The organism is Pseudomonas sp. NPDC089996, from assembly GCF_044748405.1.
Lineage (GTDB): Bacteria > Pseudomonadota > Gammaproteobacteria > Pseudomonadales > Pseudomonadaceae > Aquipseudomonas.
Map to the genome: position 1 here is coordinate 39,245 of NZ_JBIVGA010000001.1, position 15,425 is coordinate 54,669.

General features: G+C 63.3%; 15 protein-coding genes. 10 read left to right on the forward strand and 5 right to left on the reverse strand.

Translation table 11 applies throughout. The features are described from left to right. Nucleotides 1-70: 70 nt before the first annotated feature. Both ACIPW4_RS00185 and ACIPW4_RS00190 read right to left on the reverse strand, forming a co-directional pair. On the reverse strand, nt 71-688 hold the full coding sequence (locus ACIPW4_RS00185) for a c-type cytochrome (RefSeq protein ID WP_400653839.1): 618 nt from the start codon (nt 686-688) through the stop codon (nt 71-73). 31 nt (nt 689-719) lie between these two features. Beyond that, nucleotides 720-1,022, reverse strand: a complete 303-nt coding sequence (locus ACIPW4_RS00190) for a c-type cytochrome (protein WP_400653841.1) — start codon at nt 1,020-1,022, stop codon at nt 720-722. A gap of 193 nt (nt 1,023-1,215) precedes the next feature. On the opposite strand from ACIPW4_RS00190, the gene yihA reads away from it, so the two are divergent. Next, the gene (gene yihA / locus ACIPW4_RS00195) at nt 1,216-1,848 is read left to right on the forward strand and encodes a ribosome biogenesis GTP-binding protein YihA/YsxC (RefSeq protein ID WP_400653843.1); all 633 of its coding nucleotides are present in this window, start codon (nt 1,216-1,218) and stop codon (nt 1,846-1,848) included. Between the two features lie 447 nt (nt 1,849-2,295). Here the strand turns inward: yihA and polA are convergent, their stop codons facing one another. Beyond that, nucleotides 2,296-5,043 carry a DNA polymerase I gene (polA, locus tag ACIPW4_RS00200; RefSeq protein WP_400653845.1) on the reverse strand — a complete coding sequence of 916 codons (2,748 nt, stop codon included), beginning with the start codon at nt 5,041-5,043 and terminating at the stop codon, nt 2,296-2,298. A 74-nt stretch (nt 5,044-5,117) separates the two neighbouring features. Between polA and ACIPW4_RS00205 the strand changes: the two genes are divergently transcribed. Then, the gene (locus ACIPW4_RS00205; RefSeq protein ID WP_400653847.1) at nt 5,118-5,405 is read left to right on the forward strand and encodes a DUF2782 domain-containing protein; all 288 of its coding nucleotides are present in this window, start codon (nt 5,118-5,120) and stop codon (nt 5,403-5,405) included. 71 nt (nt 5,406-5,476) lie between these two features. Next, nucleotides 5,477-6,427, forward strand: a complete 951-nt coding sequence (locus tag ACIPW4_RS00210) for a homoserine kinase (protein WP_400653848.1) — start codon at nt 5,477-5,479, stop codon at nt 6,425-6,427. 152 nt (nt 6,428-6,579) lie between these two features. On the opposite strand, the gene ACIPW4_RS00215 is transcribed toward ACIPW4_RS00210, so the two are convergent. Then, nucleotides 6,580-7,536: a zinc ABC transporter substrate-binding protein gene (locus ACIPW4_RS00215; RefSeq protein WP_400653850.1), complete on the reverse strand. Its 957-nt coding sequence runs from the start codon at nt 7,534-7,536 to the stop codon at nt 6,580-6,582. 18 nt (nt 7,537-7,554) lie between these two features. On the opposite strand from ACIPW4_RS00215, the gene zur reads away from it, so the two are divergent. The 4 genes from zur to ACIPW4_RS00235 all read left to right on the forward strand — a co-directional run bounded on the left by zur (nt 7,555) and on the right by ACIPW4_RS00235 (nt 10,420). Continuing rightward, on the forward strand, nt 7,555-8,040 hold the full coding sequence (zur, locus tag ACIPW4_RS00220) for a zinc uptake transcriptional repressor Zur (protein ID WP_400653852.1): 486 nt from the start codon (nt 7,555-7,557) through the stop codon (nt 8,038-8,040). Further along, the gene (gene znuC / locus ACIPW4_RS00225; protein ID WP_400653854.1) at nt 8,037-8,810 is read left to right on the forward strand and encodes a zinc ABC transporter ATP-binding protein ZnuC; all 774 of its coding nucleotides are present in this window, start codon (nt 8,037-8,039) and stop codon (nt 8,808-8,810) included. The genes zur and znuC overlap by 4 nt, the downstream gene beginning before the upstream one ends. Then, nucleotides 8,803-9,585, forward strand: a complete 783-nt coding sequence (gene znuB, locus ACIPW4_RS00230; RefSeq protein ID WP_400653856.1) for a zinc ABC transporter permease subunit ZnuB — start codon at nt 8,803-8,805, stop codon at nt 9,583-9,585. The genes znuC and znuB overlap by 8 nt, the downstream gene beginning before the upstream one ends. 127 nt (nt 9,586-9,712) lie before the next feature. Beyond that, nucleotides 9,713-10,420: a PA5502 family lipoprotein gene (locus tag ACIPW4_RS00235; RefSeq protein ID WP_400653858.1), complete on the forward strand. Its 708-nt coding sequence runs from the start codon at nt 9,713-9,715 to the stop codon at nt 10,418-10,420. A gap of 110 nt (nt 10,421-10,530) precedes the next feature. Here the strand turns inward: ACIPW4_RS00235 and katE are convergent, their stop codons facing one another. Continuing rightward, nucleotides 10,531-12,660: a catalase HPII gene (gene katE, locus ACIPW4_RS00240; RefSeq protein ID WP_400653860.1), complete on the reverse strand. Its 2,130-nt coding sequence runs from the start codon at nt 12,658-12,660 to the stop codon at nt 10,531-10,533. 226 nt (nt 12,661-12,886) lie between these two features. On the opposite strand from katE, the gene ACIPW4_RS00245 reads away from it, so the two are divergent. The 3 genes from ACIPW4_RS00245 (at nt 12,887) to ACIPW4_RS00255 (ending at nt 15,400) form a co-directional block, all read left to right on the forward strand. Next, nucleotides 12,887-13,894 (forward strand): methionine ABC transporter ATP-binding protein, encoded by a 1,008-nt coding sequence (locus ACIPW4_RS00245; RefSeq protein ID WP_400653862.1) that lies wholly within the window; start codon nt 12,887-12,889, stop codon nt 13,892-13,894. Then, the gene (locus ACIPW4_RS00250; protein ID WP_010951513.1) at nt 13,894-14,565 is read left to right on the forward strand and encodes a methionine ABC transporter permease; all 672 of its coding nucleotides are present in this window, start codon (nt 13,894-13,896) and stop codon (nt 14,563-14,565) included. The genes ACIPW4_RS00245 and ACIPW4_RS00250 overlap by 1 nt, the downstream gene beginning before the upstream one ends. 64 nt (nt 14,566-14,629) lie before the next feature. Next, nucleotides 14,630-15,400 carry a MetQ/NlpA family ABC transporter substrate-binding protein gene (locus ACIPW4_RS00255; RefSeq protein ID WP_400653864.1) on the forward strand — a complete coding sequence of 257 codons (771 nt, stop codon included), beginning with the start codon at nt 14,630-14,632 and terminating at the stop codon, nt 15,398-15,400. Nucleotides 15,401-15,425: the final 25 nt, after the last annotated feature.

Consider the following 15,425-nt stretch of genomic DNA (forward strand, 5'->3'; position numbering starts at 1 on the left):
CGGCTGCGGGCAGAAAAAAGGGCGGCCCGCGCCGCCCTTTCATCTTTAGCGTTGCAGCATTAACCGAATGTTAATGCAGGCCCTGGATGTAGCTGGCCAGTGCTTCGATTTCGTGATTGCTCAGCTTGCCGGCGATGGTGCGCATGGTCATCGCATCACCGTCGTTGGTGCGGTTGCCCTCACGGAAGTCGGTGAGCTGCTTGGTCACGTACTGTGAATGCTGGCCACCGAGGTGCGGAAAGCCGGCGAGGGCGATACCTGCCCCGTTGGGCGAGTGGCAGCCGGTACAGGCCGGCATGCCTTTTTCCAGGTTGCCGCCGTTGAACAGTTCGCGACCGCGTTCGACCAGCTTGGGATCAGCGGCACCGACGCTGCCTTTCTGGCTGGAGAACCAGGCGGCAATGTCGGCCAGGTCCTGTTCACTGAAATTGGCCAGCATGCCGGTCATTTCCAGCACGGTGCGCTTGCCCGACTTGATGTCGTGCAGTTGTTTTTCCAGATAGCGCTGGCCCTGGCCGGCCAGTTTCGGGAAGTTCGGCGCCAGGCTGTTGCCGTCGGGGTTGTGGCAGGCTCCACAGACGGCTGTCTTGGCCTGGCCGGCGGCGGCATCGCCTTTGATGGGTTCTGCAGCAGTGGCCGCACCTGCGACACCCAGGGTCAACAGCAGACTCACGACTAGTTTGTTCATCAGCTAATCCAACACGGCTAAGGGTGAAATGTTATGTATCGGGACTGCCGCTCATCCAAAGGATGACCAAACGGTAGTCCTCGGCACTGCAGTCCATGCACAATCCACGCGGCGGCATAGCCTTGAAACCCTGGGTAACATGCACCACCAGCTGCTCCATGCCTTGCGCCAGCCTTGGCTCCCAAGCTGCCGGGTCACCCCTCTTGGGTGCCTGTGGCAACTGCCCGGCGTGACAGGCCGCACACGTGCGGTTGTACAACGCCTCGGGATCCTGTGTAGCCTGTGCGCTGAAAAACGGCAGGAACATACCGACAGCTAGCAGCCATTTCGCCATGCGAAACGACCTGACAGGGTTGGGGGACGCGCTGCGTTCTGATGCGCGAGCTATTGTTCGACACCCCATGTGCTTTCCCCTTCGCTGGGGGAATGCACACACAAAAACTGGGGCATTATATACTTCCGCCATCCAAACGGAAACGACACCGCTTGCCGGCCTAGGCTTTGGCAACACCCACATCGGATATCCCATGCAAGTCAATAACCCCATCCTCGGCCTCTGCCAGAGAGCCACATTCGCCCTCAGCGCTGCCAAGGTCGAACAATGCCCGGAAGACCAGGGTTATGAGGTGGCTTTCGCCGGCCGTTCAAACGCCGGCAAATCCAGCGCCCTCAATACCCTGACTCATGCCAGCCTGGCGCGTACCTCGAAAACCCCAGGGCGCACCCAGCTGTTGAATTTCTTCAGTCTGGACGATGAACGGCGTTTGGTCGACCTGCCGGGCTACGGATATGCAAAAGTCCCGATTCCGCTCAAGCAACACTGGCAGAAGCACCTGGAAGCCTACCTGGGCGGCCGAGAGTGCCTGCGCGGCGTGATCCTGATGATGGACGTACGCCATCCAATGACCGATTTCGACAAGATGATGCTCGACTGGGCCAAGGCCAGCGGCATGCCGATGCACATCCTGCTGACCAAGGCCGACAAGCTGACCCACGGCGCAGGCAAGAACACCCTGCTCAAGGTGCAGTCGGAAATCCGCAAGGGCTGGGGTGACGCGGCGACCATCCAGCTGTTCTCGGCGCCCAAGCGCCTGGGCCTGGAAGAAGCCTACCGGGTGCTGGCGGACTGGATGGAGCTGGAAGACAAGCCAGCGGTCTGATAGCCGTCCGCTGTTCCTGTAGGAGCGGCCTCGTGTCGCGAAAGGGGTCGCGCAGCGGCTCCTGGATTTCAGCTGCATAGCAAATATCGCCGGGGCTGCTGTGCAGCCCTTTCGCGACGCAAGGCCGCTCCTACAAGGGTTGCGCAGTGCCTGGAGTCAAATTCCGGGCAAAAAAAACCCCGGACTTCGTATGGGGAGGGGGAAGTTCGGGGTCCAAGTCTGGACCGCTAGGGCGGGGTCCAGGTATCTGCCAACACTTAACACAACATAGGAGCATCGAAAGGCTTCACCAGCCATTCAGTTACTCTGAGTTCCACTTCACCGGTTTAGTTCCTGAGCCCTCGAAACTATTTGCGATAGTTTCATGAAACTCACGAACTATGGCATCTAGCCATGCCAGGATCCGCGTCACCACGTCGCAGATCCTACACATCTTTCCCGGCTCAATCAGTGAGCTTCGTCCCAATTCGAACCAACACCTGCTTCGACCACCAGCGGAACATCCAGCTGTGCGGCGGCGCTCATGTGCGTACGGATTTCGGCTTTCACCTGCTCGACCAGCTCTTCACGCACTTCCAGCACCAGTTCGTCGTGCACTTGCAGGATCACGCGTGCGTCCAGGCCGCTTTCATTCAGCCAATTGTCGACGTTGACCATGGCGCGCTTGATGATATCGGCGGCCGTACCCTGCATCGGCGCGTTGATCGCCGTACGCTCGGCACCCTTGCGCAGAGCCGGGTTCTTGGCATTGATGTCCGGCAGGTACAGGCGGCGGCCGAACAGGGTTTCGACGAAGCCTTGCTCCGCCGCCTGGGCGCGGGTGCGCTCCATGTAGGCCAGCACGCCCGGGTAGCGGGCGAAATAGCGGTCGATGTAATCCTGCGACTGCTTGCGGTCGACGCCAATCTGCTTGGCCAGGCCAAAAGCGCTCATGCCGTAAATCAGGCCAAAGTTGATGGCCTTGGCGCTGCGGCGCTGGTCGGTGGTGACGTCTTCCAGCGCCACGCTGAACACTTCCGCCGCCGTGGCGCGGTGCACGTCCAGATCGTTGCGGAACGCATGCAGCAGGCCTTCGTCCTTGGCCAGATGGGCCATGATGCGCAGTTCGATCTGCGAATAGTCCGCTGCCAGCAGCTTGTAGCCGGGGCTGGCAACGAAGGCCTGGCGAATGCGCCGGCCCTCGGCGGTGCGGATCGGGATGTTCTGCAGGTTCGGGTCGCTCGACGACAGGCGACCGGTAGCGGCCACGGCCTGCTGGTAGGAGGTGTGGATACGCCCGGTGCGCGGGTTGATCTGCCCCGGCAGCTTGTCGGTGTAGGTGCTCTTGAGCTTGCTCAGGCTGCGGTACTGCATCAGCACTTCAGGCAGCGGGTAGCCTTGCTCGGCCAGCTCGTCGAGCACCGCTTCGGCGGTAGAGGGCTGGCCCTTGGCGGTTTTGCTCAGTACCGGCATGCCCAGCTTGTCATACAGAATCGCGCCCAGCTGCTTGGGCGAGCCGAGGTTGAATTCCTCGCCGGCCAGCGCGTAGGCGCGCTGCTCCAGCTCGGCCATCTTCACGCCCAGCTCGCCGCTTTGCACCTGCAGCAACGCGGCATCGACCAGTGCGCCCTGGCGCTCGATCCTGGCCAGCACCGGCACCAGCGGCATCTCGATGTCCATCAGCACCGGCTGCACGCTCGGCGTCTGCGCCAGGCGTGCCTGCAGCGCGTTGTGAAGGCGCAGGGTGATGTCGGCGTCCTCGGCGGCATATGGGCCGGCCTTGTCGAGGGCGATCTGGTTGAAGGTCAGCTGCTTGGCGCCCTTGCCGGCGATGTCTTCGAAGCCGATGGTGGTGTGGTCGAGGTACTTCTGCGCCAGGCTGTCCATGTCGTGACGGGTGGCGGTGGAGTTGAACACATACGACTCGAGCATGGTGTCGTAGGCCACGCCACGCATCTCGATGGCGGGCGAGGTGTTGGCGAGGATGTTGATGTCGTACTTGGCGTTCTGCCCGACTTTGGCCTTGGCCGGGTCTTCCAGCAGCGGTTTCAGCGCCAGCAGCACAGCCTCGCGGTCCAGCTGGGCAGGGGCGCCTTCGTAGTCGTGGGCCAGCGGAACATAGGCGGCTTCATGGGGCTCGACGGCGAACGACAGGCCGACCAGCTGCGCCTGCTGGGCGTCCAGGCTGGTGGTTTCGGTATCGAAGGCGAACAAGGGTGCCTGGCGCAGCTTCTGCAGCCATTCGTCGAAACGGGCCTGGTCGAGAATGGTCTCGTACCGGGGCTCGACCTTGGCGGCCGGCGCTTCGACCGGTGCAACGACATCGCCGACCTTGGCCGCATCGCGCTGCACATCGGCAATCCAGCTCTTGAACTCCATCTCGGTGTACAGCGCCAGCAGCGCCTCGCGGTCAGGCTCGCCGCAGACCAGCGCTTCGACTTCCACATCCAGCGGTACATCGCACTTGATGGTGGCCAGCTCATAGGACAGGAACGCCGAGTCGCGGTGCTCCTCGAGTTTGGCTGGCAGGGTCTTGGCGCCGCGAATGGCCAGGCCCGCCACCTTGTCGAGATTGGCATACAGGTCGCTCAGGCCACCGCCGATGCCGGTCAGCAGGCCAACAGCGGTTTTTTCACCGACACCAGGCACGCCGGGGATGTTGTCGACCTTGTCGCCCATCAGGGCGAGGAAGTCGATGATGTGCTCCGGGCCGACGCCGAACTTTTCGTGCACGCCGGCCACGTCCAGCACACTGCCGGTCATGGTGTTGACCAGGGTGATGTGGCTGTCCACCAGCTGCGCCATGTCCTTGTCGCCGGTCGAGATGATCACCGGGCGGCCCTGGGTGGCACTGCTGCGCGCCAGGGTGCCGATGACGTCATCGGCCTCGACGCCTTCGACGCACAGCAGCGGGTAACCCAGCGCCCGGACGCTGGCGTGCAGCGGCTCGACCTGCACCCGCAGGTCATCAGGCATGCTCGGGCGGTTGGCCTTGTATTCGGCGAACATGGCATCGCGGAAGGTGCCGCCCTTGGCGTCGAAGACCACGGCGAACAGGCTGTCGGGGTATTGCTTGCGCAGGCTCTTGAGCATGTTCAGCACGCCCTTGACCGCGCCGGTCGGCATGCCCTTGGAGGTGGTCAGCGGCGGCAGCGCATGGAAGGCGCGGTAGAGGTAGGAGGAACCGTCCACCAGGACGAGGGGCGCTTGGCTCATGAGCAGAATCAACCTTTTCGGCGGGTCCGGAGCTAGAATAGCCGGATCAATGACGACAAAGGGACTAGGTTATCATGCGTGCACTCAATCGCCTGTTACTGCTCGGCCTGTTGGCAACCATGCCGGTCGTCACCCTGGCGGCGGAAGACGCCCCCTCGGCCGATCCCGAGGTGACCATTCGCACGGAAGGCGATAAAACCATCCAGGAATACCGGCAGAACGGTTTCCTGTATGCGATCAAGATCACGCCGAAAAACGGCAAGCCGTATTTCCTGGTCCGCGCCGATGGCTCTGATGGCAATTTCATTCGTTCCGACCAACCGGACATGCTGATTCCGTCCTGGAAGATCTTCGAGTGGTAACCTGACGCGCGCACCGTTCACATCAACCTGGCACTTCCCGGCGGAAGTGCCCGTATGGGCATTTTTTCATCATGTCAGTCTTCACCCCCGTGACCCGGCCTGAGCTGGAAACCTTTCTGGCGCCGTACGAGCTGGGCCGTCTGCTCGACTTCCAGGGCATTGCCGCCGGTACCGAAAACAGCAACTTCTTCGTCAGCCTCGAACAGGGGGAGTTCGTCCTGACGCTGGTCGAGCGCGGCCCGGTCGAGGACATGCCGTTCTTCATCGAACTGCTCGACGTGCTGCACGACGCCGACATGCCGGTGCCCTATGCCCTGCGCGACCGTGACGGCAACGCCTTGCGCGAACTGTGCGGCAAGCCGGCACTGCTGCAACCACGCCTGTCGGGCAAGCACATCAAGGCGCCCAACGCCCAGCACTGCGCCCAGGTTGGCGAACTGCTGGCACACATTCATCTGGCCACCCGCGATCGCATCATCGAGCGCCGCACCGACCGTGGCCTGGACTGGATGCTGGCATCGGGTGCCGAGCTGCTGCCCCGCCTGAGCGCCAAGCAAGCGGCGCTGCTGCAGCCTGCGCTGGACGAGATCACCGCGCACAAGGCACAGATCCTGGCCTTGCCCCGTGCCAACCTGCATGCCGACCTGTTCCGTGACAACGTGATGTTCGAAGGCACCCACCTGACCGGCGTCATCGACTTCTACAACGCCTGTTCCGGGCCGATGCTCTATGACATCGCCATCACCGTGAACGACTGGTGCCTGGATGAGCACGGCGCGATCGACGTGCCCCGTGCCCAGGCGTTGCTGGCGGCCTATGCGGCGTTGAGGCCGTTCACCGCGGCTGAAGCCGAGCGCTGGCCGGAGATGCTGCGGGTCGGGTGCGTGCGCTTCTGGCTGTCGCGCCTGATTGCGGCGGAATCGTTTGCCGGGATGGATGTGATGATCCATGACCCGAGCGAGTTCGAAGTGCGTTTGGCACAACGCCAGCAGGTGGCCTTGCACCTGCCGTTTGCCCTCTGAATCTAGCTGCGGCCACTCCTGTAGGAGCGGCCTTGTGTCGCGAAAGGGTCGCGCAGCGGCCCCAGGTTTCCAGCGTCAAGGCATAGATTGCTGGGGCTGCTTCGCAGCCCTTTCGCGACACAAGGCCGCTCCTACAAGGGCCGTGCCTCGCCTTAGAGTTGTTCCAGGCACCCGGCCAGGTCGCCACCGAGCTTTTCAAGGAGGCGCTCATAACCCTTGGCATCCACCGGATCGGTCCCGCCCAGCGCATCCAGCTCCGCCAACCGCACCGGCAAGCCGGCCGTCAGCGTTTCGGCCAGACGCGGCCGCAACGGCGGTTCGCTGAACACACAGGTCTTGCCCACTTCCTGCAGGCGCTTGCGCATCGCGGCCACGTGCTGCGCGCCCGGCTGCACCTCGGACGCCACACTGAACACGCCCGTGTGCTGCAGACCATAGGCCGACTCGAAGTAGTCGAACGCTTCGTGGAACACGAAATAGGGCTTGCCGGCGATACCCGCCACCCGCGCCTTGATCCGCGCATCCAGGCCATCCAGGCGCTCGGTGAAGGCCTTCAGGTTGCTCTGGTAGCGCGCCGCGTTGGCCGGGTCGGCCGCCGCCAGGTCTGCGGCCATCTTCGCCGCAATCACCCGGGCATTGATCGAAGACAACCACAAGTGCGCATCCAGGCTGCCCGGGCGGTGATCGTGGTCGTGCTCGTCCTGCGTCTCTGCCTCATGGGAATGACTGTCCTCGCCAAAGTGACGCAGCATCATGCCCGGCAGCGACTGCACGGCCACCGTCGGTTTGCTGCGGCTGCCCAGCACCCGTGGCAGGAAGTTCTCCATGTCCGGGCCAATCCAGTACAACAGGTCGGCATCACCAACCTTGCGCACATCGGACGGGCGCAGGGCATAGTGGTGCGGCGAGGCGCCCGGCGGCAGCAGCACGTCCGGGCTGCCAACACCATCCTGCACGGCGGCAGCGATCTGCTGCAGGGGTCTGATACTGGTCAGCACACGCACGTCGGCCTGCGCCGAACAGGCGATGAAAGCGACAAACAGCATAAGGAATCGGGACACGATGAATACTCGACTCGTCAGAAACAGGTAACATAATAACGTCTCCATCCAGAACCGTCGCTGCCCATGTCCATCACGCCGCTGGCTCACCGTCCCCACGATCATTCCCATTGCGTGCACAGCGCCTTGTCCGAAGCCGATGCCCTGTGCACGCGCCAGGGCCTGCGCCTGACCGCACTGCGCCGGCGTGTGCTGGAGCTGGTGTGGCAGAGCCACAAGCCGCTGGGTGCTTACGACATCCTCGCCGTGCTCAGCGAGCAGGATGGCCGCCGCGCTGCCCCGCCCACCGTGTACCGCGCCCTGGACTTCCTGCTGGAAAACGGCCTGGTGCACCGCATCGCCTCGCTCAACGCCTTCATCGGCTGCAGCCACCCGGAGCACGCGCACCAGGGCCAGTTCCTGATCTGCCGTGTCTGCCATGTGGCCATCGAACTGGAGCAGGACAGCATCAGCAATGCCATCATCGACAGCGCCAATGCCGTGGGCTTCAGCGTCGAAACCCAGACCGTGGAAATTGTCGGCCTGTGTGCCAACTGCCGGAGCGCAGCATGAGCGACGCCCTGATCCGCCTGGAGCAGGTCGGTGTCAGCTTCGGCGGCGAGGCCGTGCTGGACAGCATCGACCTGTCGGTGGCCCCCGGCCAGATCGTGACGCTGATCGGCCCCAACGGCGCCGGCAAGACAACCTTGGTGCGCGCCGTGCTCGGGCTGCTGAAGCCGCATCGTGGCAAGGTATGGCGCAAGCCGAAGCTGCGCATCGGTTACATGCCGCAAAAGATTCAGGTGGACGCCACGCTGCCGCTATCGGTGCTGCGCTTCCTGCGCCTGGTGCCCGGGGTAGACCGCGTGGCTGCCTTGTCGGCACTGCAGGAAGTGGGCGCCGAACAGGTGATCGACAGCCCGATCCAGACCATTTCCGGCGGCGAGATGCAACGCGTGCTGCTGGCCCGGGCGCTGCTGCGCGAGCCGCAACTGCTGGTGCTCGACGAGCCTGTGCAGGGCGTCGACGTGGTCGGCCAGACCGAGCTGTACAACCTGATCACCCGCCTGCGCGACCGCCACGGCTGCGGCGTGCTGATGGTCTCCCACGACCTGCACCTGGTGATGAGCGCCACCGACCAGGTGGTCTGCCTCAATCGCCACGTCTGCTGCTCGGGCCACCCCGAGCAAGTCAGCAACGACCCGGCTTTTGTCGAGCTGTTCGGCCAGAACGCCCCGAGCCTGGCCGTCTATCACCACCATCACGACCACAGCCACGACCTGCACGGCTCGGTCGTCGCCCCCGGCACCCATGTTCACGGAGAGCACTGCAAGCATGGCTGATTTTCTTCTTTACGCCTTGCTTGCGGGTTTGTCCCTGGCAGTAGTAGCAGGCCCGCTCGGCTCGTTCGTGGTGTGGCGGCGCATGGCGTACTTCGGCGACACGCTTTCTCACGCCGCGCTGCTGGGCGTGGCCATGGGCTTTGTGCTGGATGTCAGCCCTGCGCTGGCGGTGACCGTGGGCTGCCTGCTGCTGGCGATCCTGCTGGTGACCTTGCAGCAGCGCCAGCCGCTGGCCTCCGACACTTTGCTGGGCATCCTCGCCCCCAGCACCCTGTCGCTGGGCCTGGTGGTGCTGAGCTTCATGCACGACGTGCGCATCGACCTGATGGCCTACCTGTTCGGCGACCTGCTGGCCATCAGCACCACCGACCTGGCCTGGATCCTCGGCGGCAGCGCGCTGGTCCTGCTGCTGCTCGCCGTGTTGTGGCGGCCTTTGCTGGCGGTCACCGTGCACGAGGAACTGGCCATGGTCGAAGGGCTGCCCGTAGCCGGCCTGCGCATGGCACTGATGTTGCTGATCGCCGTGGTGATCGCCGTGGCCATGAAGATCGTCGGCGTGCTGCTGATCACCTCGCTGCTGATCATTCCCGCCGCCGCGGCACAGCGTCATGCCCGCTCGCCAGAGCAGATGGCACTGGGTGCCAGCCTGCTCGGTATCACTGCCGTATGCGCAGGTCTGGCCATGTCCTGGTTCAAGGACACTCCAGCCGGGCCATCGATCGTGGTCTGCGCGGCGGTGCTATTCTTGCTGAGCCTGGCCCTGCCAAAACGCTGAAAACCGGGGTGCACGCAGATGCACCCTGCAACCTTTTCGCCGGTAAAGGGTCTGTAAGACTTGTTTTCGAGCGTGCGCACCTGGGTGTAGACTTGCTCGCTTTTTGCGCAAATAGAGAGTCGCAGGAATGAAGCCGTTCGCATCCCGTTATCTGCTTGTTGCCGCGTTTTCCCTGTTCCTGGCCGCGTGTTCCAGCGCCCCGGTCGAACAGGCCGATGCACCTGCCCAAGCCGATGCCTGGCAGCAGCTGCAACAGAGTATCGCCAGCAATGAGCTGGCCACCGCCGAAGACCAGCTGACGGCCTTGCAGGCTCAGTCGCCGGATGATGCGCGCCTGGAGCAATCCCAGCGCCAGCTGGCCGAGGCCTATCTGAAACGCAGCCAGATCGTGCTGCAGAAGGGTGACGTCAATGCTGCCGCCACCGCGCTTTCCCGCGCCCGGGCGCTGATGCCGCAGGCACCGGCGGTGACCGGCGGCGATGCCGTGTCCCAGGCGCGCAAGGCCGAGCTGGAGAAAGCCGAGGCCGCATTGAAGGCGGCCGAGGCCAAGCCGCAGGCGCGGGTGATCGACCCCACGGCACCGAGCACGGTGATTGCGCTGAAGACCACCGACATTCGGGCAATGCGTCGCCAGCTTGATGAGATTGCCAAGGACGTGGTGAATTACCAGTGCGAAGTGGTGTTCCAGGTGCCGCGCACCCAGGATGCGCCTTGGCTGAAGAACCTGCTGGAGAAGCGTGTGCACAAGCTCGACAGCGGGTTCGAGCTGAAGCAGAAACATGAGATTCAGCGGTCGATGCCGGCGCAGGTGGTACTGGTCCCGCATCAGCGCTGAGAACCTAGGGGCGCTTTGCGCCCCTTTCGCGACACAAGGCCGCTCCTACAAGAGCACGCGTTCTCCCGTAGGAGCGGCCTTGTGTCGCGAAAGGGCTGCAAAGCAGCCCCCTAGGCCGGCACAGCCTCCGCAGCCGCCTCCCGCTCCCACACCCGATGCCCCTCAATCGCCTTGACAAAGGCATCCACGCTCTTCTGCTCATCCCCCAGCAGCAACCCCTTGTCTTCCTTGAGCCCCAGGCTGTTCAACAAGTCCTTGGTCAACACCATCGCCTTCAGGTGCTTGTAACCCTCGAGCAGGAAGTGCTTCGCCAGCCCGCTTGAAGCCAAGGCCTTGTCCACGCCCTTGGGCACGACGATGCCGTCGAACATGATCGACGGCATCCCTTCCATCGACGCATCGACCGGCAACTGCTTGCCATCCGCTGCCTTCACTGGCGCTGACGTCGGCCCCAGCAGCATCGGCCGGGCGCTTTCGGCCTCCAGCGCCTTGACCAGCTTGTCGACGCTCGCAGCATCGACGCCGTCAGCGATCAATACCGCGATCTTGCGCCCCTTGATGCCGACATCACCGGGGTGGTTCATCTGGCTCAATGCCTTGGACTGCGCGGGTTTGCTGCCTTTCACCTGCACCGTACCCTGCTTCGGCGCCGGCAGCCCGAGGTTGGCCGCCACCGCCGCCGCCAGTTTCAGGTCGATGTTGGCGAGGATCTCGTTCACCTCCCGTTGGCGAATGTTCTCGCGCTCCACCTTGCCCAGCTCGAAGCTGTAGGCCTTGATGATGTGCTGCTGCTCGGTCGGGCTCATGCTCTGGAAGAACAGCCGCGCCTGGGAGAAGTGATCGCCGAACGACTCGCTGCGTTGGCGAATCTTGTGCGCATCGATACGCTCCTGATAGCTCTCGAAGCCTCCATCCTGCGCGGCGGGCGGCGTTTCTTTCGGCCAGCCGCCATCGATGGAGTTGGGTTCGTACGAAGCGCGGCCCTTGTCGATGGTCATGCGGTGCATGGCATCGCGCTGGCTGCTGTGGTTGGGCGCCACCGGACGGTTGATCGGGATTTCATGGAAGTTGGGGCCACCCAGGCGGCTGATCTGGGTATCGGTGTAGGAGAACAACCGGCCCTGCAGCAACGGGTCATTGCTGAAGTCGATGCCCGGCACGATATGGCCTGGGCAGAAGGCCACCTGCTCGGTCTCGGCGAAAAAGTTGTCCGGGTTGCGGTTGAGAACCATCTTGCCCAGCAGGGTGACCGGTACCAGTTCTTCCGGGATGATCTTGGTCGGGTCGAGCAGGTCGAAGTCGAACTTGTGTTCATCGGCCTCAGGTACGATCTGTACGCCAAGCTCCCACTCGGGGTAATCACCGGTCTCGATCGCATCCCACAGGTCGCGTCGGTGGTAGTCGGTATCCTTGCCCGCAAGCTTCTGTGCCTCGTCCCACAGTACCGAGTGCACACCTTGGCGCGGTTTCCAGTGGAATTTGACGAAACTGGCCACGCCTTCGGCGTTGATCATGCGGAAGGTGTGCACGCCAAAGCCTTCCATCATCCGCAGGCTGCGCGGGATGGCGCGGTCGGACATGGCCCAGATCACCATGTGCGCAGATTCGGGCACCAGCGAGACGAAGTCCCAGAACGTGTCGTGCGCGGAGCCGCCGGTGGGCATCTCGTTGTGCGGCTCGGGCTTCACCGCATGCACGAAGTCGGGAAACTTGATCGCATCCTGGATGAAGAACACTGGCATGTTGTTGCCAACGAGATCGAAGTTGCCCTCATCGGTATAGAACTTGACGGCAAAGCCCCGCACATCCCGCACCGTGTCGCCAGAACCACGGGGCCCCTGCACGGTGGAGAAGCGCACGAATACCGGGGTGATCTTCTCCGGGTCCTGCAGGAAACCGGCCTTGGTCAGCTCGGCATGGCAGCCGTAGCTCTGGAAGTAGCCATGGGCCCCGGTACCGCGGGCGTGCACGATGCGTTCAGGAATGCGCTCATGGTCGAAGTGGGTGATCTTCTCGCGCAGGATGAAGTCTTCGAGCAGCGTGGCCCCGCGCGCTCCGGCCTTGAGACTGTTCTGATTGTCGGCGATCTTCACGCCCTGGTTGGTGCGCAGTGCCTGGCCAGTGGCATCGCTGCGGAACGGTTCCAGGCTTTGCAGCTTGGCATTGGTATTGGCCCGGTCGGGGGTCTGGGTGCCGGCGGCCTCGCTGTGCTTGGGCGCGTCCGTCTTCTTGCTGGGCATGGTCGGCTCTCCTCGTCAGTCTTCAGGCGTGCCCGTTTCGGGCTTGTGCAAGTAGTGACTGGATAGCTTCGTCGAGCGTTCAATCAGGATTACCGGTTGTCGCGATATGCCCGATGGATTGGTGCATTACGAAATAAATGCTAAGAACAGCTATGGGAAAAGGCTAAAATGCGCGACCCCAGCTAACCGCTGCCCCAAATTCCATGCGCCCCACAAGGTTCGCTACGTGATCGAGTTCCAACAGGTACACAAGACCTACCGCGTCGCCGGTAAGGAAATCCCCGCACTGAATCCGACCAGCCTGACCATCGAAAATGGCCAGGTGTTCGGCCTGATCGGCCATTCCGGCGCTGGCAAAAGCACCATGCTGCGCCTGATCAACCGCCTCGAAGAGCCTTCCGGCGGCACGATCATCGTCGACGGCGAAGACGTCACCGCGTTCAATGCCAGCCAGCTGCGCGGTTTCCGCCAGCAGGTCGGCATGATCTTCCAGCACTTCAACCTGCTGGCGTCCAAGACGGTGGCCGACAACGTCGCCCTGCCGCTGACCCTGGCCGGCGAACTGTCGCGCAGCGAGATCGACAAGCGCGTCACCGAGCTGCTGGCCCGTGTCGGCCTTTCGGACCACGCGAAGAAATACCCGGCCCAGCTTTCCGGCGGGCAGAAGCAGCGCGTCGGCATTGCCCGCGCCCTGTCCACCAACCCGAAAATCCTGCTGTGCGACGAAGCCACCAGCGCACTCGACCCGCAGACCACCGCTTCGGTGCTGCAGCTGCTGGCCGAGATCAACCGTGAGCTGAAGCTGACCATCGTGCTCATCACCCACGAAATGGACGTGATCCGCCGGGTGTGCGACCGCGTGGCGGTGATGGATGCCGGCCAGATCGTCGAGCAAGGGTCGGTGGCCGAGGTGTTCCTGCACCCGCAGCACCCGACTACCAAGCGTTTCGTCCAGGAAGACGAGCAGGTCGACGAAGGCGAGCAGCGCGACGACTTCGCCCATGTGCCAGGCCGTATCGTGCGCCTGACCTTCCAGGGCGACGCCACCTATGCCCCGCTGCTGGGTACCGTGGCCCGCGAAACCGGTGTGGACTACAGCATCCTCGCCGGGCGTATCGACCGCATCAAGGATGTCCCCTATGGCCAGCTCACCCTCGCCCTGATCGGCGGTGACATGGAAGCGGCCTTCGCCCGCTTCACGGCAGCTGACGTACATATGGAGGTACTGCGTTGATGGACGCCCTGAATTTCTTCGCCAACGTCGACTGGGCCGAAATCTGGCTGGCCACCGTCGATACCATGATCATGCTGTTCGGCTCGCTGTTCTTCACCGTGCTGCTCGGCCTGCCGCTGGGCGTGCTGCTGTTCCTGTGCGGGCCGAAGCAGATGTTCGAGCAGAAGGGCGTGTATGCGCTGCTGTCGCTGGTGGTCAACATCCTGCGCTCGCTGCCGTTCATCATCCTGCTGATCGTGATGATCCCGTTCACCGTACTGATCACCGGTACCTCGCTGGGTGTCGCCGGCGCCATCCCGCCACTGGTGGTAGGGGCTACGCCGTTCTTCGCGCGCCTGGTGGAAACCGCCCTGCGTGAAGTGGACCGCGGCATCATCGAAGCCACCCAGTCGATGGGCGCCACTACCCGGCAGATCATCACCAGCGCGCTGTTGCCAGAAGCCCGCCCGGGCATTTTCGCGGCGATTACCGTCACCGCCATCACCCTGGTGTCGTACACCGCCATGGCCGGTGTGGTCGGCGCCGGTGGCCTGGGTGACCTGGCGATCCGCTTCGGCTACCAGCGCTTTCAGACCGACGTGATGGTCGTGACTGTGGTGCTGTTGCTGGTGCTGGTTCAAGTCCTGCAAAGCGTGGGCGACAAACTGGTCGTGCATTTTTCCCGTAAGTAACCCCAATGGGGTCGGCCCGGCCGACCCGTTCGGGGGCCGTCGCGGCCCTCACAAGGAGTGATTGATGAAGAAGCTGCTTGCTGTTGCTGCCGCCGTCGCGGCCTTCTCGGCCCACGCGGGCGACCTGACCGTCGCCGCCACCCCGGTGCCGCATGCCGAGATTCTCAACTTCGTGAAACCGCAGCTGGAAAAAGAGGGCGTGAACCTCAAGGTGAAAGAGTTCACCGACTACATCCAGCCGAACGTGCAGGTGGCCGAGAAGCGTCTGGACGCCAACTTCTTCCAGCACCAGCCGTACCTGGATGAGTTCAACAAGGCCAAGGGCACCCAGCTGGTGAGCGTGGCCGGCGTGCACATCGAGCCGCTGGGCGTCTATTCCGCCAAGATCAAGAAACTCGACGAACTGCCGTCCGGCGCCACCGTGGTCATCCCCAACGACGCCACCAACGGCGGCCGCGCCCTGCTGCTGCTGGACAAGGCTGGCGTGATCAAGCTCAAGGACAACAGCAACATCCTGTCGACCGTGAAGGACGTTGCCGAAAACCCGAAGAACGTGAAGTTCCGTGAACTGGAAGCGGCCACTATCCCGCGCGTGCTGACCCAGGTCGATGCCGCCCTGATCAACACCAACTACGCGCTGGAGGCCAAGCTGAACCCCGAGAAGGACGCGCTGGCCATCGAAGGCAGCGATTCGCCTTACGTGAACATCCTGGTTGCCCGCCCGGACAACAAGGACTCGGACGATATGAAGAAGCTGGCCGCCGCATTGCACTCGCCTGAGGTGAAGCAGTTCATCAACGAGAAGTACAAAGGCGCTGTGGTTCCGGCGTTCTAAGCCGACCCATCACGTTGGATGCTTC

Bases quoted from the DNA above. Each gene is read 5' to 3' on its own strand.
- ACIPW4_RS00185 (WP_400653839.1), bottom strand. From the start codon at position 688: ATGAACAAACTAGTCGTGAGTCTGCTGTTGACCCTGGGTGTCGCAGGT.
- ACIPW4_RS00190 (WP_400653841.1), bottom strand. From the start codon at position 1,022: ATGGCGAAATGGCTGCTAGCTGTCGGTATGTTCCTGCCGTTTTTCAGC.
- yihA (WP_400653843.1), top strand. From the start codon at position 1,216: ATGCAAGTCAATAACCCCATCCTCGGCCTCTGCCAGAGAGCCACATTC.
- polA (WP_400653845.1), bottom strand. From the start codon at position 5,043: ATGAGCCAAGCGCCCCTCGTCCTGGTGGACGGTTCCTCCTACCTCTAC.
- ACIPW4_RS00205 (WP_400653847.1), top strand. From the start codon at position 5,118: ATGCGTGCACTCAATCGCCTGTTACTGCTCGGCCTGTTGGCAACCATG.
- ACIPW4_RS00210 (WP_400653848.1), top strand. From the start codon at position 5,477: ATGTCAGTCTTCACCCCCGTGACCCGGCCTGAGCTGGAAACCTTTCTG.
- ACIPW4_RS00215 (WP_400653850.1), bottom strand. From the start codon at position 7,536: ATGGAGACGTTATTATGTTACCTGTTTCTGACGAGTCGAGTATTCATC.
- zur (WP_400653852.1), top strand. From the start codon at position 7,555: ATGTCCATCACGCCGCTGGCTCACCGTCCCCACGATCATTCCCATTGC.
- znuC (WP_400653854.1), top strand. From the start codon at position 8,037: ATGAGCGACGCCCTGATCCGCCTGGAGCAGGTCGGTGTCAGCTTCGGC.
- znuB (WP_400653856.1), top strand. From the start codon at position 8,803: ATGGCTGATTTTCTTCTTTACGCCTTGCTTGCGGGTTTGTCCCTGGCA.
- ACIPW4_RS00235 (WP_400653858.1), top strand. From the start codon at position 9,713: ATGAAGCCGTTCGCATCCCGTTATCTGCTTGTTGCCGCGTTTTCCCTG.
- katE (WP_400653860.1), bottom strand. From the start codon at position 12,660: ATGCCCAGCAAGAAGACGGACGCGCCCAAGCACAGCGAGGCCGCCGGC.
- ACIPW4_RS00250 (WP_010951513.1), top strand. From the start codon at position 13,894: ATGGACGCCCTGAATTTCTTCGCCAACGTCGACTGGGCCGAAATCTGG.
- ACIPW4_RS00255 (WP_400653864.1), top strand. From the start codon at position 14,630: ATGAAGAAGCTGCTTGCTGTTGCTGCCGCCGTCGCGGCCTTCTCGGCC.